Origin of the sequence: Paenibacillus sp. GCM10027628 (assembly GCF_042676385.1) — a bacterium.
Lineage (GTDB): Bacteria > Bacillota > Bacilli > Paenibacillales > NBRC-103111 > Paenibacillus_E.
In genome coordinates this window covers 1-13,238 of sequence record NZ_JBHTHA010000043.1, presented here as the reverse complement: position 1 = coordinate 13,238, position 13,238 = coordinate 1, and the positions used below count along the sequence as shown (strand labels likewise).

Annotated in this window: 17 protein-coding genes and 1 pseudogene; 2 read left to right on the top strand and 16 right to left on the bottom strand. The window is 42.3% G+C overall.

Annotated elements, in window-relative coordinates:
* Positions 1–62: 62 nt before the first annotated feature.
* The 9 genes and pseudogenes from ACFQZT_RS26885 to ACFQZT_RS26845 all read right to left on the bottom strand — a co-directional run bounded on the left by ACFQZT_RS26885 (position 63) and on the right by ACFQZT_RS26845 (position 5,964).
* Positions 63–1,103 (bottom strand): NADH:flavin oxidoreductase, encoded by a 1,041-nt coding sequence (locus ACFQZT_RS26885; protein WP_379305024.1) that lies wholly within the window; start codon positions 1,101–1,103, stop codon positions 63–65.
* A 277-nt stretch (positions 1,104–1,380) separates the two neighbouring features.
* Positions 1,381–1,842 carry a phage tail protein gene (locus ACFQZT_RS26880; RefSeq protein WP_379305122.1) on the bottom strand — a complete coding sequence of 154 codons (462 nt, stop codon included), beginning with the start codon at positions 1,840–1,842 and terminating at the stop codon, positions 1,381–1,383.
* Between the two features lie 6 nt (positions 1,843–1,848).
* Positions 1,849–1,956, bottom strand: a pseudogene (locus tag ACFQZT_RS26875) (transcriptional regulator); the annotation flags it as partial.
* Between the two features lie 80 nt (positions 1,957–2,036).
* Positions 2,037–2,900, bottom strand: coding sequence for an RNA polymerase sigma factor SigJ (gene sigJ, locus ACFQZT_RS26870; protein ID WP_379305022.1), 864 nt, complete (start codon positions 2,898–2,900; stop codon positions 2,037–2,039).
* Between the two features lie 267 nt (positions 2,901–3,167).
* A complete protein-coding gene (locus ACFQZT_RS26865; protein WP_379305020.1) occupies positions 3,168–3,335 on the bottom strand; it encodes a thioredoxin domain-containing protein in 168 nt (55 codons plus the stop codon).
* Positions 3,313–3,978 carry an NAD(P)H-dependent oxidoreductase gene (locus tag ACFQZT_RS26860; protein ID WP_379305018.1) on the bottom strand — a complete coding sequence of 222 codons (666 nt, stop codon included), beginning with the start codon at positions 3,976–3,978 and terminating at the stop codon, positions 3,313–3,315. Before ACFQZT_RS26860 ends, ACFQZT_RS26865 begins: the two co-directional genes overlap by 23 nt.
* 495 nt (positions 3,979–4,473) lie before the next feature.
* Entirely contained in the window at positions 4,474–4,845 is a 372-nt protein-coding gene (locus ACFQZT_RS26855) for a hypothetical protein (RefSeq protein ID WP_379305016.1), read from the bottom strand.
* 491 nt (positions 4,846–5,336) lie between these two features.
* On the bottom strand, positions 5,337–5,648 hold the full coding sequence (locus ACFQZT_RS26850; protein ID WP_379305014.1) for an HU family DNA-binding protein: 312 nt from the start codon (positions 5,646–5,648) through the stop codon (positions 5,337–5,339).
* A gap of 112 nt (positions 5,649–5,760) precedes the next feature.
* The gene (locus ACFQZT_RS26845) at positions 5,761–5,964 is read right to left on the bottom strand and encodes a cold-shock protein (RefSeq protein WP_379305012.1); all 204 of its coding nucleotides are present in this window, start codon (positions 5,962–5,964) and stop codon (positions 5,761–5,763) included.
* Positions 5,965–6,192: 228 nt separating this feature from the next.
* On the opposite strand from ACFQZT_RS26845, the gene ACFQZT_RS26840 reads away from it, so the two are divergent.
* Positions 6,193–6,597: a hypothetical protein gene (locus ACFQZT_RS26840; protein ID WP_379305010.1), complete on the top strand. Its 405-nt coding sequence runs from the start codon at positions 6,193–6,195 to the stop codon at positions 6,595–6,597.
* Positions 6,598–6,624: 27 nt separating this feature from the next.
* On the opposite strand, the gene ACFQZT_RS26835 is transcribed toward ACFQZT_RS26840, so the two are convergent.
* On the bottom strand, positions 6,625–7,803 hold the full coding sequence (locus ACFQZT_RS26835; protein WP_379305008.1) for an MFS transporter: 1,179 nt from the start codon (positions 7,801–7,803) through the stop codon (positions 6,625–6,627).
* A gap of 124 nt (positions 7,804–7,927) precedes the next feature.
* The gene (locus ACFQZT_RS26830) at positions 7,928–8,395 is read right to left on the bottom strand and encodes a DinB family protein (RefSeq protein ID WP_379305006.1); all 468 of its coding nucleotides are present in this window, start codon (positions 8,393–8,395) and stop codon (positions 7,928–7,930) included.
* Between the two features lie 199 nt (positions 8,396–8,594).
* On the opposite strand from ACFQZT_RS26830, the gene ACFQZT_RS26825 reads away from it, so the two are divergent.
* Positions 8,595–9,506 carry a LysR family transcriptional regulator gene (locus ACFQZT_RS26825; protein WP_379305004.1) on the top strand — a complete coding sequence of 304 codons (912 nt, stop codon included), beginning with the start codon at positions 8,595–8,597 and terminating at the stop codon, positions 9,504–9,506.
* 106 nt (positions 9,507–9,612) lie between these two features.
* Here ACFQZT_RS26825 and ACFQZT_RS26820 read toward each other — a convergent pair whose 3' ends face one another.
* From ACFQZT_RS26820 to ACFQZT_RS26800, 5 genes are all read right to left on the bottom strand, one after another.
* The gene (locus tag ACFQZT_RS26820) at positions 9,613–9,930 is read right to left on the bottom strand and encodes a hypothetical protein (protein WP_379305002.1); all 318 of its coding nucleotides are present in this window, start codon (positions 9,928–9,930) and stop codon (positions 9,613–9,615) included.
* Positions 9,931–10,568: 638 nt separating this feature from the next.
* Positions 10,569–11,003 carry an SMI1/KNR4 family protein gene (locus tag ACFQZT_RS26815; protein ID WP_379305000.1) on the bottom strand — a complete coding sequence of 145 codons (435 nt, stop codon included), beginning with the start codon at positions 11,001–11,003 and terminating at the stop codon, positions 10,569–10,571.
* Between the two features lie 245 nt (positions 11,004–11,248).
* The gene (locus ACFQZT_RS26810; RefSeq protein ID WP_379304998.1) at positions 11,249–11,683 is read right to left on the bottom strand and encodes a hypothetical protein; all 435 of its coding nucleotides are present in this window, start codon (positions 11,681–11,683) and stop codon (positions 11,249–11,251) included.
* 127 nt (positions 11,684–11,810) lie between these two features.
* Complete coding sequence (locus ACFQZT_RS26805) at positions 11,811–12,242, bottom strand: GNAT family N-acetyltransferase (RefSeq protein ID WP_379304996.1); 432 nt, start codon at positions 12,240–12,242, stop codon at positions 11,811–11,813.
* Positions 12,243–12,317: 75 nt separating this feature from the next.
* Positions 12,318–12,674, bottom strand: coding sequence for a VOC family protein (locus tag ACFQZT_RS26800; protein ID WP_379304994.1), 357 nt, complete (start codon positions 12,672–12,674; stop codon positions 12,318–12,320).
* Positions 12,675–13,238 lie beyond the last annotated feature (564 nt).

Sequence of the window (13,238 nt, the reverse complement as noted above, 5' to 3'; positions counted from 1 at the left end):
TTTTAATGTACTGCCATTTTTTAGTTCAAAAAGTGTCCCATTTATTCTAATCAAGCAGAATCTTATTGAAGTGTTTTTATAGCCTCAGTCGTAAACGGGATCAGTTCGGCTGTTCGGTCGTCGCGAATTTTGTTTGCCCAAGCAGGGTCGACCAATAATGCCCGGCCTACGGCTACCAGATCAAATTCTTCTCGTTCGAGCATCTCGATCAACCTGTCGATCGTGGCATTACCGGCTCCCTTTCCTTCGGTAAAGAGGCTCATAAAATCACTATCGAGACCAACCGATCCGACCGTAATCGTCGGTTTGCCAGTCAACTTTTTTGTCCATCCGGCAAGATTCAGATCAGATCCCGGAAACTCAGGCTCCCAGAAGCGGCGAGTTGAGCAGTGGAACATATCAACGCCCGCATCAACTAATGGCGCCAAAAACTGTTCCAGCAGTGCCGGGGTTTCAGCTAATTTTGCTGTGTAATCAGTTGCCTTCCATTGCGAGAAACGCAGTACGATCGGAAACTCTGGCCCGACAGCCTGGCGGCAAGCCTCGATGACCTCCACTGCAAAACGGGTGCGCGCAACCATGTCGCCGCCATATCTGTCAGTGCGCGGGTTTGTTTTCTCCCAGAAGAATTGGTCGATCAAGTATCCATGCGCACCATGGAGCTCGATTCCGTCAAATCCAAGCCGTTTGGCTTCTAATGCCGCCTGTGCAAAAGCTTGGACGATTGTGGCGATTTCCGATTCCGAATAATCGCCAACATGGCCTCGTGCACCCATATGCCAAATCTGCGGAATAATTCGTCCGCCTGCTTCGTGTACTTCAGCCACTACCTTTGCCCAACCCGCTAAAGCTGCCTCCCCAAAGAAGTGTGGTACATTGCCTTGATTTGAGGAATCCGGGTGATTAATGATTGTACCCTCAGTAACTATTAGGCCAACACCGTTCTCAGCCCTGCGACGGTAATAAGAAGCCACATCCAAACCCGGTACCCCATCTGGGGAAAATTGCCGGGTCATCGGTGCCATCACGATACGATTAGATAGATCCATATTCTTGAATGAGAATGATTTGAACAGGGATTGAACAGAATGAGTGTTATTCATAACAACCTCCAAAATTAATTATTTAGAATATCTAGAAATATTTTCGCAGCCATGTTAACCAATTTTTCTATAACTGTTACAAAAATGATAACTGTTTCGGAATTAGTTACAGTATAAAAATAAATTTGCCCTCTGTCAACGAGAAATTGTTAAAGCTTATTAGCTGCACGCATACTCACCTTTCAATATATCCCATATTTCGGAATTTAACCGCTCGTTTGCTGAACAGGCTGCTGAATAATTCCAGCAGCCTGTTGTAATAGTGTGTTATCTTACTTTAATATTCTCCTTTAATTACAAAAAACGAGCCCCGAATGGTTCCAGCTAGTTTAGACTTCTGCCTAGCAAACTTAAACTTCTCTTCTAACTCCTTTGGTACCTCCATCCCTTCAGAAAGTTTAAAACCAACGGCCCGCTTCTTAGGGTCATCAACCGTATACATGACATTGACTCCAAGACCATCCTCATAAAAGACGTAAGCAAATTTAATATTTTCCACTTGAAAACGCGACGTCTCTAAGGGTTTGGCTGCAAACTCAATATCACGCTCTTTCAAAATTCGGTTCACATAATCAAGGGTCTCCTGGCTTTCGCTGGCTGGTACAACCGTAAATTCATGCTCATATTTGTTCATAAAGTAACGGGCTTCATTAGCACGCAATCCAGCAAGCGCTTCTACTACAGGTGAAGATTCTAATCCAACCGTAGACACATTTTTAAAATCAACGATATAGGACATTTCCAAGTCTCCTTTTATCTCTTTATTTACTAATTGGATAACTCTGACTTCTTCTGGTGTCGATGCCTCTGTCATAACGCCTGCATAATGCATCATTTTGTTATTCACCGCTTCGATCTCCTTACGAGCCCTAAAACTACTGTATCATAAAACACTGGCATTCTCACTAACCTGCCCTTTCGTAACGATCATGCTCATAAGATATGCCCCAGCTTGTCGGGGTTCCTAACGATATATAGATTGTGGATCTTCCCTTTATCGATGTGAAAGAGCATCACCGTATGGACTGCGCTATCTTCCGAACGAAGAAGTATGGCAGGTTGTCCATTGACTTGACCCATTTCGACGACCACTTCTTCTCCGTTCATAGCTGCTTTACGCAAACCACCAAGAAGGAAACGACCAACCCGTTCACTCGAAGCAATCGGATTGACCGTAGCAAGCACTTTACCACCACCATCGACAACGAGAACGACATCCTGATCCAGCAACGATAATAGTTGATTCATGTTCCCTTTCTTAAGCGCTCCCATAAATCCTTGAACCCATTCCTGGCTCTCAGTATGGATATGAATTGGTTCATCTGATATCCGTCCCATCTTTGCACTCGCGCGGCTGAGCAGTTTGCGGCAGCTCACTTCGCTTTTTTCCATGAGCTGGGCTATCTCGTTGTAATCGAAGCCTAGCGCCTCGCGGAGGACGAACACGACCCGCTCGGAGGTCGTCAGTCTCTCGAGCAGTACAAGCATTCCATAAGATAGGAGATCATCCCTTTCAAATGTTTCCATTAAATCGTCGTTGGGCGTGAGAAACGGCTCTGGAAGCCATTCCCCGAAATATTCCTCCCTTTTTTTTCGTGCTGATTTCATCATATCCTTACAGCGATTGGTGACCATTTTACAAAGATAAGCCTTCGGCTCCTCCAATCGCTCTAGCGGAACACTATGTGCTTTAACGAAAACATCTTGTACTGCGTCTTCTGCATCTGAAACTGATCCTGTCAATTGATAAGCAAGCTTGAACAACAGCTTCTTGTACTGCTTGTAAAGATCCTGCATCGGACTTGCTCCTTCCGTAACTTCTTTTCTATCTTGGACCGACTTACCAGCTTCTTCATTTTCCAAAAAAAACCACATTCACGTCAAGGGTAAAGGTGGTTTTCATGTTTTTCTTTAGCACGCTTATTGTTCTCCATCGGCGATCACCGAACATCTTGTCCGGTCAATAAAAAGGGGCGGCCCCTTTGTCATTTATGATGACTTTTGGGACTGCCCCTTCTCTCATAATCCGAAATTGCATGATGCTACCTATCTTTCATACTACTCTTAGAGCTTCTTCAATTGATCGATGATTTCCTGAGGCTCCATCCGTTTCATGAAGTCCGGATTGACGTACGCGCGGCGGATTATCCCTTCTTTATCTATAATAAACGTCGCCGTAACCGTTCCTCTGATGCTGAGAACTATCCGTTTATCGCCACTCAACAATCTCATCGAGATTTTGTCTTGCTTTTGGACGTTTGGGATCCTCTTGCCGATATCCGAAAGCGACCATACAGGCTACACCGAAATCGTTGGCGTTAATGATGCCCTCATTTTGTAAAATAGAGGTTACCTGTTTTTTATCAAAACCTTCGATCGGACTGGAATCAATGCCAATTTGTGCCGCGGCTGTCATCATGTTTCCCAATGCTATATATGTTTGTTTGACTGCCCATTCAAAAATGAGACGATCATTATCTTCGAGATCTGTTTCGACGAAGGATTTATAGAAACCGGAAACATGCTGCACAACTTCTTCAGGCATATGATGAATGTCTTTCAACATTTTGATCACGTGAGCCGAATCATGCCTCAAGCCTTGTCTGGCCAATATAACTACAAAATGGCTGGCAGTAGGCAGTTGTCCTTGGGCACCGCCAGTTACAGGTTTTAATTTTTCGCGAAGCGCTGCATCCTGGATCACGACAAACTTCCAAGGCTCGAGGCCAACTGAACTTGGTGACAATCTTCCTGTCTCCAAAATAAAGTGAAAATCTTCATCTGAAATCTTTTTGTTGGTGTCAAATGCCTTGCAAGAATGTCTGAACTGGTAAGCTTTTAAAATTTCTTGTTTCTTACTCTCGGTTCCTATCATGTGGAATCAACCTTCCTTTGCTGTTTTTTTGTAATCAAATTTTTCGGGAAAACTGCGGAATATCAAGCCCCCATTTACGTGCCCACAGCAACCCGCGGTTTTGCCCCAGGCCGATGCCGAAGACACCCATCATCGATCATCTTTCCTCAGCTCCTTTTACGTTTTGCATATATAACGATGTAAGGTTCTGATTTGTGACATCGGAAACGAACGAATGAGAAGTAGCTAAGTCGTGATCAATATCCCATCCAGTCCTTTACTTCTATCCATGGACTTTTTTTATCTTTTCTTTCGAAGGCAGCTCCAAACACGCCTCTTAGGGCCGATATATTTTTTACTAAATAACTTCTTTTCGGCAATTTCCACCCACATTTTTTCCGCACGAGGACTACTCTCTGATGGGTTATTTAAGATAAATTGTAACCTTACTAAGTCACATCGTGGCAAGCTCCTCGATTATCGTTCTCAGTTACTTGAACTGACACTTATAATAACTTACTTCTTTACTGGAAAAATTATTTCTTCATGTCGATTGAACACGACTCTGTAAGCCTCTATTATTGGAATCATTTTTCGAATCTCTTCCTCAGATAACCCACTGGTATTTACGTTGAATTTTCCATTAAACTGGACTTGTTCGCCAGGTTTCACAATTTTGGTCTCTTCAAGAGGTATAACTTTATCTACCAATACATCATGACCTCTTACCTCACCATTCCCCCCGATGTAAAAAAGTGTAGGGCTCTCCCCTACATTATCTGCACTATCCGACAGGAATTTAATAAGAAATATTAATATACCTAAAATTAAAAACAAAAAACCTATAGATTTTTGTTTAATGGAGATCGTACTGTATGTTTGATGCATTTAATAACCTCCTTTAACAACATCATTATGCCACATATTGGAACCAACCTCCGTTACTTCAATGAAAGCAAAAAGAAGCTGCTTCATTGCAGCTCCTGAACTGTAATTTCTCGTAACGGTACCGAGGTCTTATCAAGAAACTCTTTGAATTTCTGCAACATACCCAATGTTATTCGCATCAATCTTGATTCCTCATATCAAAACGAATTCGTTTTGATATAGCCAAGTAAACGAGACAGGAGAGCAAAAGGACTCCGCCCCAAATTGTATAGATAAATGAAGAAAAAACGCAGGAAGTCATTATCAACCACGAACTCTTCTTAATTGCCTTTACAGGACGGTCGGAAAGAATCATTTCTCCAATTATGATATCCCCTCCCTTTCCTTGCTTGCGTGATTCTTTAAATTGTTCAAATCGTCCACTTTGCTCTGCAAATCCTGTTTGTAATCATGTGTATTTATATTGATAAAAAGCCGCTTTTCAGGTGTGGTCACATCTTTATTTTATAAAGCTTTTGGTGGCGTGAAGCTTCATTTAAAGCTTCTTTGAGAGTGATTCCCGCCGTGAATACTGGAACTTTACCCGCCGGAATTTCTACCTCTTTACCAGTTTTGCGACTTATTCCCATGCGTGCTTCACGACTACGGACAGCAAATTTTCCGAAACCAACTAGTTGAACTTCTTTGCCTTGTTTTAAAGCTTCAAAAATCGAGTCCAATACATACGTTACAGCTTTTTCAGCATTCTTTTTTGAAAATCCACTAGATTTCGCCACATCTTCGATCAATTGTTCTTTGTTCATTTACGATACCTCGCTTTTATTAGATTAATTACGACACAGACAACTTTCGTTTATGGATAGAAGCAGGAAGAAAGAAAAAGCTGCCCCATCACATTTAGGGCAGCTTGAAAGATTAATAAACTTTCGTAACGTTCTCAGCCTGCGGTCCGCGATTTCCTTGGGCTACATTGAACTGGACGCGTTGACCTTCATCCAACGACTTGTAACCATCACCTTCAATCGCGCTGAAATGCACGAATACGTCGTTACCGTTTTCAATTTCGATAAAGCCGAAACCTTTTTCAGCGTTAAACCATTTAACTGTACCTGTTTGCATAGGGATTCCTCCAAATATTAATTTATTTAAATGATCATTCCCAGAAAAAAAAATTCACATATCGAAAAAAGTTTCATCATAAAAATGTGACCCTTTTCGATATGTGAATTGGTTTCAATTTGAATAATAAGTCAATCATAGCACAAAAGGTTAATAAAGTAAAACGGAACCGACATCCTGTTTGCTTCTACGTAGGTTAATTGGCGTGACTCTCAACGGGCAGAATATTTGGCAGATCAATTCGCGGCCAAAATGGCAGGAAAAGAAGCAATTCTTTCGCTACTAGATAAGCTACATTTCCACGACTTATTTGAATTCACAATACTTAAAGTTCTGAACACAAAGAGGGAAGGGCATTTTTTTCAAGATTTTGTTGAGCAAATCTTAATGGTACCTGCAAAAGAACTAGAAAGGATAAAAAGAGTAGAGCTTTTAGATAACTCACGACTAGATGCTACTCACCCACCTACTGGTAATCGGATTATTTATATTAACTCTTTGGATCTAGCACAACCTAACCAGATAATTAAAGATGAAACATATCAGCTCATAATGAATGAATTATCAAAATTACATTTATCAATAGAAAAAAGTATACTGGATGATTATAAACGAAGATACATTCAATATTAGATTGGCGAGGAGCGGCCATAAGCGCTTTTAGCTTCTTTGCAGTCCCTTGGCCCAATTTGCCTTGCTTCTCCCTACCACCAAAGTGCATATCGCCGCAAGCAGCCCGAAGATGACGGTGAGCCCTCCAATCCAGCCTACATGATTGACGGACCAATGGCTAACGACCATTCCTCCTGCGGCTCCGCCCAAAGCGATGCCGATGTGGAGCACCGACGTATTGACGCTAATTGCCATTTCCGCCGATTCGGGCACGAGCGAAATCAAATAAAACATCGTGGTTGGAACTGTTGCCCAGGCGGATATGCCCCATATGATGATCATTGCGACAGCGCCAGCCGCCGACTGAGCCAACAGCGGAGAGAGCAGCAAAGACACGGCGTGGACGGCCAAAAGCGTGAACAATGTTCTGGATACGCCATATTTGTCGGTTGCATAACCGCCTATGCGCGAGCCGACCGTCGCGCATATTCCCATAAGCAGCAACATTAGGCCGATCGATGCGTGCGTAAAATGCGCCATGCTTTGCAAAAACGGCGTTATAAAAGTGTAGCAGACGGAGTATCCGACGACGTTCAATAAATTTATCAGCAATGCGGCGATGACGCGAGGTCTCTTCATACCGTTCATCGTGTTTCCCAGCGGTGCCGCTTGGCCGGGGATGCCGGGCAATTTTTGCAGGATCACGAGCAGGATGATGACGGTAGCCGCCGCAAGTACGCCGAATATAGCATGCCAGCCGATATGTTCGGCAATGACAATTCCAAGAGGGACTCCGACGACAAGCGAAGCGCTGGATCCGACCTGGATGCTGCCGATGGCGCTACCGCGTTTGTCGGGGGCGACGAGGTTGGCCGCTAAAGCGAAAGCCACCACGTTAAATACACCAGAGCAAACTCCAAGAATGGCGCGAGAAAGCACCATAGCGGCGTAGCTATCGGCGAGCATCGCAACCATGCAGCCGACTAAAGAGCACGCAAGCGTGATCAGCAGCAATTTTTTGCGATTCATTCTAGCCGTCAGAGCGATCACGAACGGGGTTCCGATGGCAAAAGACAAGGAGAAAACGGTAACGAGCTGACCGGCGAGCGCTACGGATACGTGCAAATCCGATGCGATCAAATCAATAATGCCTGCGATAATCAATTCTCCGGTTCCGGCAACGAATGCGCCGATCGCAAGCAACAGTACCACCAAGCGGTTTGACATGTGAAATCCTCCTATATAATGAACTTTGGAGGAGATTCTGATGTCTCCATAAGAATCCCCCCACTTTTCCATATACTTGTAGATCATCCGACCGCACAGGGTCGTATCGGTGACAGGCGACTTTTTATTGATTTAATTTCATCTGGCTTGAAAGGATTCCAAGGTGAATGGCTTCGTGCATCAAAGCGAAGTTGAATAACTCACCGGAGGTATTGAATTGGAACGGGCCCATTTCAAACGGCAATTGCAGATTTGTGTCTAGCCTTTCGGGCGTCAGCTCGGAGAGACGGGAAAGCTGTGCCACTAACAATTCTGTCAGCTCTTCCTTCGATGGAGGAGCTATCGTCCAATCCGAGGGCTTCGTTCCTGAGCAAAACAGTGCTTCAAAATGAGCCGGAATCGCGGATGGGGATCCGAAAGATAAGGTGGAGTATTTATCCATCCAATAAATCATGTGGCCAACATTCCAGCGAATTGTATTATTGAAGCCTTCCGGTTGCATGTCGAGTTGATCCTCCGAAACACCCTGAAGCTGCCCGATAACGATTTGACGCAAAATTTTACCCGTATTTATGATCGATTGTACACCCATTGAAACGCCTCCCAATCAATTGTTGTATGTGTTTCGCTTTCACATCCAAAGTGTACCTTTTTCCCCATAATGCAACAATCACGAGATTCCGATGCAATTGATCAGTTTTAGTAATGATTGAATAGAAATTTGTTGGGATAAATTCGATAGGCCGTTATAATAATGAATGGAGATCGTTTATTGGAAGGAGCACTGAGGAATGGAACTTAGACAGCTTGAATATTTTGCTGCTGTATGTAAGGAGATGCATTTCTCAAGGGCGGCCGCAAACCTCTGCACGACACAGTCGAATCTGAGTCAACAGATTAAGTTTTTGGAGAACGAGCTCGGGCTACCTCTATTCGATCGCATTGGCAAACGGATCGCGCTAACGGATGCGGGTAAGATCTTGTTGGAGCAATGTCATATCATCTTCGAACGCGTCGACTATATTAAAGGGGCAATAACGGATCTTAAGCGAATGGAAGGCGGCAGGCTGGACATTGGAATTCTCCCAGGCGATGGGGACTTGCTGTTTGATGCACTGTTGATCGACTTCCACCTTGCATATCCAAAGCTTTCAATAAGTGTTACGGAGACGATGGATGTATATGAACAGGTTGTTGACGGCATAAGAGATCTTGGAGTTACCACTGTGCCTTCAAATCCGGATGACCGAATCTCTATCATTCCTTTGTTTCACGAGGAGTTTGCTTTGGCTATTCATTCGGATCACCCCGTTGCGAAGTCAAAGGCGATCCCCTTCGAACAGTTACAGCAGCTAAAAATGGTGATGTTCGGTCCCGAGCACCAGATTACGAAGGTCATCCATTCTTGTTGCCAAGAAAAAGGAATTTCAATAGATACTCCGATTTTAACCTCTTCGTTATCGACGCTGCTATCATTAGTCGAACAAGGGATAGGAGCTTCAATTCTTCCACGACTACTGCTTGATTATTTAGACCGCGATAAAATTTCAGCGGTTACTTTGCTTAATCCTACCCCTAGTCAGGATATCTGCATCATACATCGGACGGACAAGTTTATGGGGCAAGCAGCAAAGTTATTCATAGACGAATTGCAATGTTTCATTCAACGCGTAATGGAGCGTACCATTCATTCGTTGGGATAATAAAGGGATTTTCTTGCATGAATAACAGCCGATCACAATGACCGGCTGTTTTTTTCTTTTTGATTGAGATTTTCGTTAGCTTAGCCGATAGCCAAAACGCGTACCGTTACCGAATTAATTCATCCAAACCGAGCCGATCTACCAGAATGCCTCCATCTTGGAGTTTGAGCACAGCGCGTTCAGATTTATAGTCCCAGCCACTGCTAATGGCGTAATGAATTAACTTAGCACAAACCATTGGTTGGCAAAGATTCGTTGCCCAATTGATTTTCCAAGAGAAGAAAATCAAGAAATATGATGTTTTCGTATTGGATGGATAAATCTTAAAACTAATGCGCTCGTTTTCAGACCTTTGGTCGATTACACAAAGAAATGGATAATCGTCGACTACAATTTTCTTGAATTCCTTTGTAAAAAGCTTCAATAGTATTAATTCTCCTCATTAAAAGTTACATATCCAATTCAGTTGGACTAAGCTGACTGGTCTGCTGCCGTTATCTCGTTTTGGAACTATCCTCTCCCATTATTTCAACGATAACAGCTTGTTTTCTGAATGTTTGAAACTTAATAACGCACCTTTCTCCCTAGGTTTCCAACCTTGTATGATTGCCTCCGAAATAATTAAAGCTATTTCAGCAGGCATCACGATTTTATTATTGAGTGATTCAACATTCGGAAACTCCACCAAGAATTCGTTGATGTCTGACTCTATATCAACTCGGAGCAATTGCCCTTTCATTTCATCATGCTGAACGGTTAACGTAATAATACCTCTTGCTGATGGAGTGATTACCTATCTGAATGGCTCTTGCCCGACAATAATCTTTCTTGACCCTTTTTTGCTAATTGTCATTACTTCAACTCCAAATTTTAGTCCCACTCATTTTAACACATATTGGAACTAAACTGCCCGATACTTCAAAGAAAAAAGGAACAGCCGCCGGCCGCGGCGATCTGCTCCCTGGTTATACGACTATCGTACTCGTTAGCTCATCAAAAAATGCTAATAGAAAATGTAGGCAACCAATTTTCATAGTATGTTCCCAACGTTCTTGACGGGGGTTATACACTGATTGCACCGCTAAGCCATCCATTTATAAAACTATTTAATGAACCACTTATCCATGATCTACTGTCATCTTCATGGTTCCAAACATAAATATCATTCTTAGTGATTTTCCCATTTAGAATTGCAAATGCAAATTGGTCTCCATTCCCTGCATCTGAAAAAAAGAGAAGATGATCAAATGGCATATAGAGATCTTTAAAATCAGGATTAACTCTAAATGCAATATTATCCTTTTCTATCCGTTCGAGACTCCATATTATGTCACATCCATATTGATCTTGAACTCCATCGCTCTCAAGTAATAGATCTGAAAGTTCCATAGGAAATTCAACATTGAGAGTCTTCTCAACATTAAGCAACTGGTCTTCCGTGCAAGGCTCAATAAATCTATACATGTCGTTATATCTTTTTATCAATTCCATCCACATGTAATCCACTACCTTTCTTTCGATTCAAAATTAAAGGAGACTATTACCATTCTTTTTCTCCGATCCGAGACCTTTAACTGAATGAGGCTCCCAATGGGTTGATATGCGGCAGCTTCGTGGTGTAACTGAGCATTCGTCTCCGTAAGACTACATACCATTATTACAAAATAAGCAACCATGGCAAGATAGAATAACTTTATGCTTAGAACATTGAGGGAAACCAATAGGAATTGTAGGTTCCTCATCTAACTCGTCTGTGGTCGACCAGTAAATGAATGACTCTCATCTACTAATTCTTCTTTAAAATTGGTTATTAACAAGCGTAAATGATTTAAATTCCTTACTACTCCGTCCTCATTATGGGTGTAATTTAAATCTCCCCATCTCTGTTTATTAATTGCACCATCAATAACAGACAACAAAAATCTCCTTTCCTCGTTAAAATCTCTTTTCGTCCAACGCATCTCACTAATGCTAAATCCCACAGTTCCAATACCTACAACTGATTGATCCCTTTGATTCAACCAAACGATAAACTCTTTCTCTCTGTCTGTTACTGCTAAGTCTGACCCACTTAGTGCCAGTACCTCTAGAAGCACAATAGTGGCTTTATTGGATATAGAGAGTGACTCAACAATTTTTTCATCGCAATTGTCACATAACCATATTGTGTTTCCCATATAAACGATCACCCCGTCCCTATTCCGTACAAATTATACCACGTTAAACTCCCATTACTTCAACAGGCTACCGAGTAAGCCGGCAGCCTGTTGTTATCGTGCTATCGTTTTCCGTTAGCTTTATCCCCTAGACCCTCTTTGTAAACCGCAAACCAGAAACAGTAAAACCTAAGTGCTTATAGAATTCATGTGCTTCTTCCCGCTCTGGTCTACTACCGCTAGTAAGAACAATAACATTTGCACCATGCTCCTTAGCCCATGTTTCCGCCTGCTTTATAAGTGCCTTTCCTACTCCTTTACCTCTATACTCTGCTTTTGTGACGAGTACAGAGATCTGGCCTGCTACATTGTCTCCTTCATAAGTGTACAATTGACGAAGACCAACCATTCCAACCACATTTCCTTCAATCTCAGCTACAAAAGTACAATACATTGGATTAGAGCTTATGACCTCCATTCTTTTAAGCATCAGCTCCTTTGTTGTAGGATGACCTAAATCACCCATCAACTCGGTTATCACATCAAGATCCTGAAAAGAAAACTGTCTAATAACAAGCATTTAGGTCATCCCTTTTCCCCATAAAAGATTGTACATTCGGTGAAGTTCAAAGATAACTCCCGTTAGTGCAACACTCTAACATTTACAAATCATCAATATGTTCCCATCTGGATCTTTAAAATTAAACCAATGACCATTCTCTATATCGGTGATAATTTCAATTTTACGATCTTTCATGAACTGGTAAGCCTTATGTATATCGTTAGTGTTAAAATGGAAGGCAGGTTTTCTAAAGTATGAATCCCCACTGTAAATATTGCTATCTAAAACGAGATTTAAACCATTATTATCCAATGGTATACAACAAAGATGTCCAGCGATAATATCAAACGTAGGTTCCAGACCAAGAATGGAACAATACCATTCCCTTGCTTCTCTAATGTTACTCACTGGGACAAAAATGGCTCCAACTTTACTTAAAATAATACTCACATTTTCACACTCCTTAATTATCGTAATACCAAGATTTTAGATGTATTGAACCATACATTTGGTAAAAAAAGGGAGTCATTTATTCCTTTAAACTGCCCGTCCCTCGGTTTTAAGGGTTTATCTTACGTTTACTCACTCATTCGCAGGATTTCATCACCTTGAATAATAACGATTGCCTGGAAAACAAACTCATTTGGATAAGTGGTCACTTATTTAAGCGGGCGGGAACAGAGGAACCGTAAAAGCCTTTCCTCTAAATCTTACTCTACTGCACGCATATTCCACGAATACCCTGGAAGTTTACCATCCCATGGCTCTACGGGTCTAAGCCCTTACATTCCATCGTCATACCTATCCAAGGTGTGGAGACCGATTGCGTTTAGCGGACGGGTCTAGGCCCTTTTCGGGCAGTAACTCGGTTCTCCGTGCTTTCTTTTTAAATCCTGCGAATGAGTCAATCTACGTGGTATTCAAAGTTTTTTATGCTGCTTGATTAAAAATACAACTTGCCTTCTCGGGCAAAAATGTTTCTCCTTTTTGGACGATGCCGATCAGGATTCGGGC

What these genes read in the sequence shown, in the direction of transcription:
- ACFQZT_RS26885 (WP_379305024.1), bottom strand. Translation starts at nt 1,103, where the DNA reads ATGAATAACACTCATTCTGTTCAATCCCTGTTCAAATCATTCTCATTC.
- ACFQZT_RS26880 (WP_379305122.1), bottom strand. Translation starts at nt 1,842, where the DNA reads ATGTCCTATATCGTTGATTTTAAAAATGTGTCTACGGTTGGATTAGAA.
- sigJ (WP_379305022.1), bottom strand. Translation starts at nt 2,900, where the DNA reads ATGCAGGATCTTTACAAGCAGTACAAGAAGCTGTTGTTCAAGCTTGCT.
- ACFQZT_RS26865 (WP_379305020.1), bottom strand. Translation starts at nt 3,335, where the DNA reads ATGAGATTGTTGAGTGGCGATAAACGGATAGTTCTCAGCATCAGAGGA.
- ACFQZT_RS26860 (WP_379305018.1), bottom strand. Translation starts at nt 3,978, where the DNA reads ATGATAGGAACCGAGAGTAAGAAACAAGAAATTTTAAAAGCTTACCAG.
- ACFQZT_RS26855 (WP_379305016.1), bottom strand. Translation starts at nt 4,845, where the DNA reads ATGCATCAAACATACAGTACGATCTCCATTAAACAAAAATCTATAGGT.
- ACFQZT_RS26850 (WP_379305014.1), bottom strand. Translation starts at nt 5,648, where the DNA reads ATGAACAAAGAACAATTGATCGAAGATGTGGCGAAATCTAGTGGATTT.
- ACFQZT_RS26845 (WP_379305012.1), bottom strand. Translation starts at nt 5,964, where the DNA reads ATGCAAACAGGTACAGTTAAATGGTTTAACGCTGAAAAAGGTTTCGGC.
- ACFQZT_RS26835 (WP_379305008.1), bottom strand. Translation starts at nt 7,803, where the DNA reads ATGTCAAACCGCTTGGTGGTACTGTTGCTTGCGATCGGCGCATTCGTT.
- ACFQZT_RS26830 (WP_379305006.1), bottom strand. Translation starts at nt 8,395, where the DNA reads ATGGGTGTACAATCGATCATAAATACGGGTAAAATTTTGCGTCAAATC.
- ACFQZT_RS26825 (WP_379305004.1), top strand. Translation starts at nt 8,595, where the DNA reads ATGGAACTTAGACAGCTTGAATATTTTGCTGCTGTATGTAAGGAGATG.
- ACFQZT_RS26815 (WP_379305000.1), bottom strand. Translation starts at nt 11,003, where the DNA reads ATGTGGATGGAATTGATAAAAAGATATAACGACATGTATAGATTTATT.
- ACFQZT_RS26810 (WP_379304998.1), bottom strand. Translation starts at nt 11,683, where the DNA reads ATGGGAAACACAATATGGTTATGTGACAATTGCGATGAAAAAATTGTT.
- ACFQZT_RS26805 (WP_379304996.1), bottom strand. Translation starts at nt 12,242, where the DNA reads ATGCTTGTTATTAGACAGTTTTCTTTTCAGGATCTTGATGTGATAACC.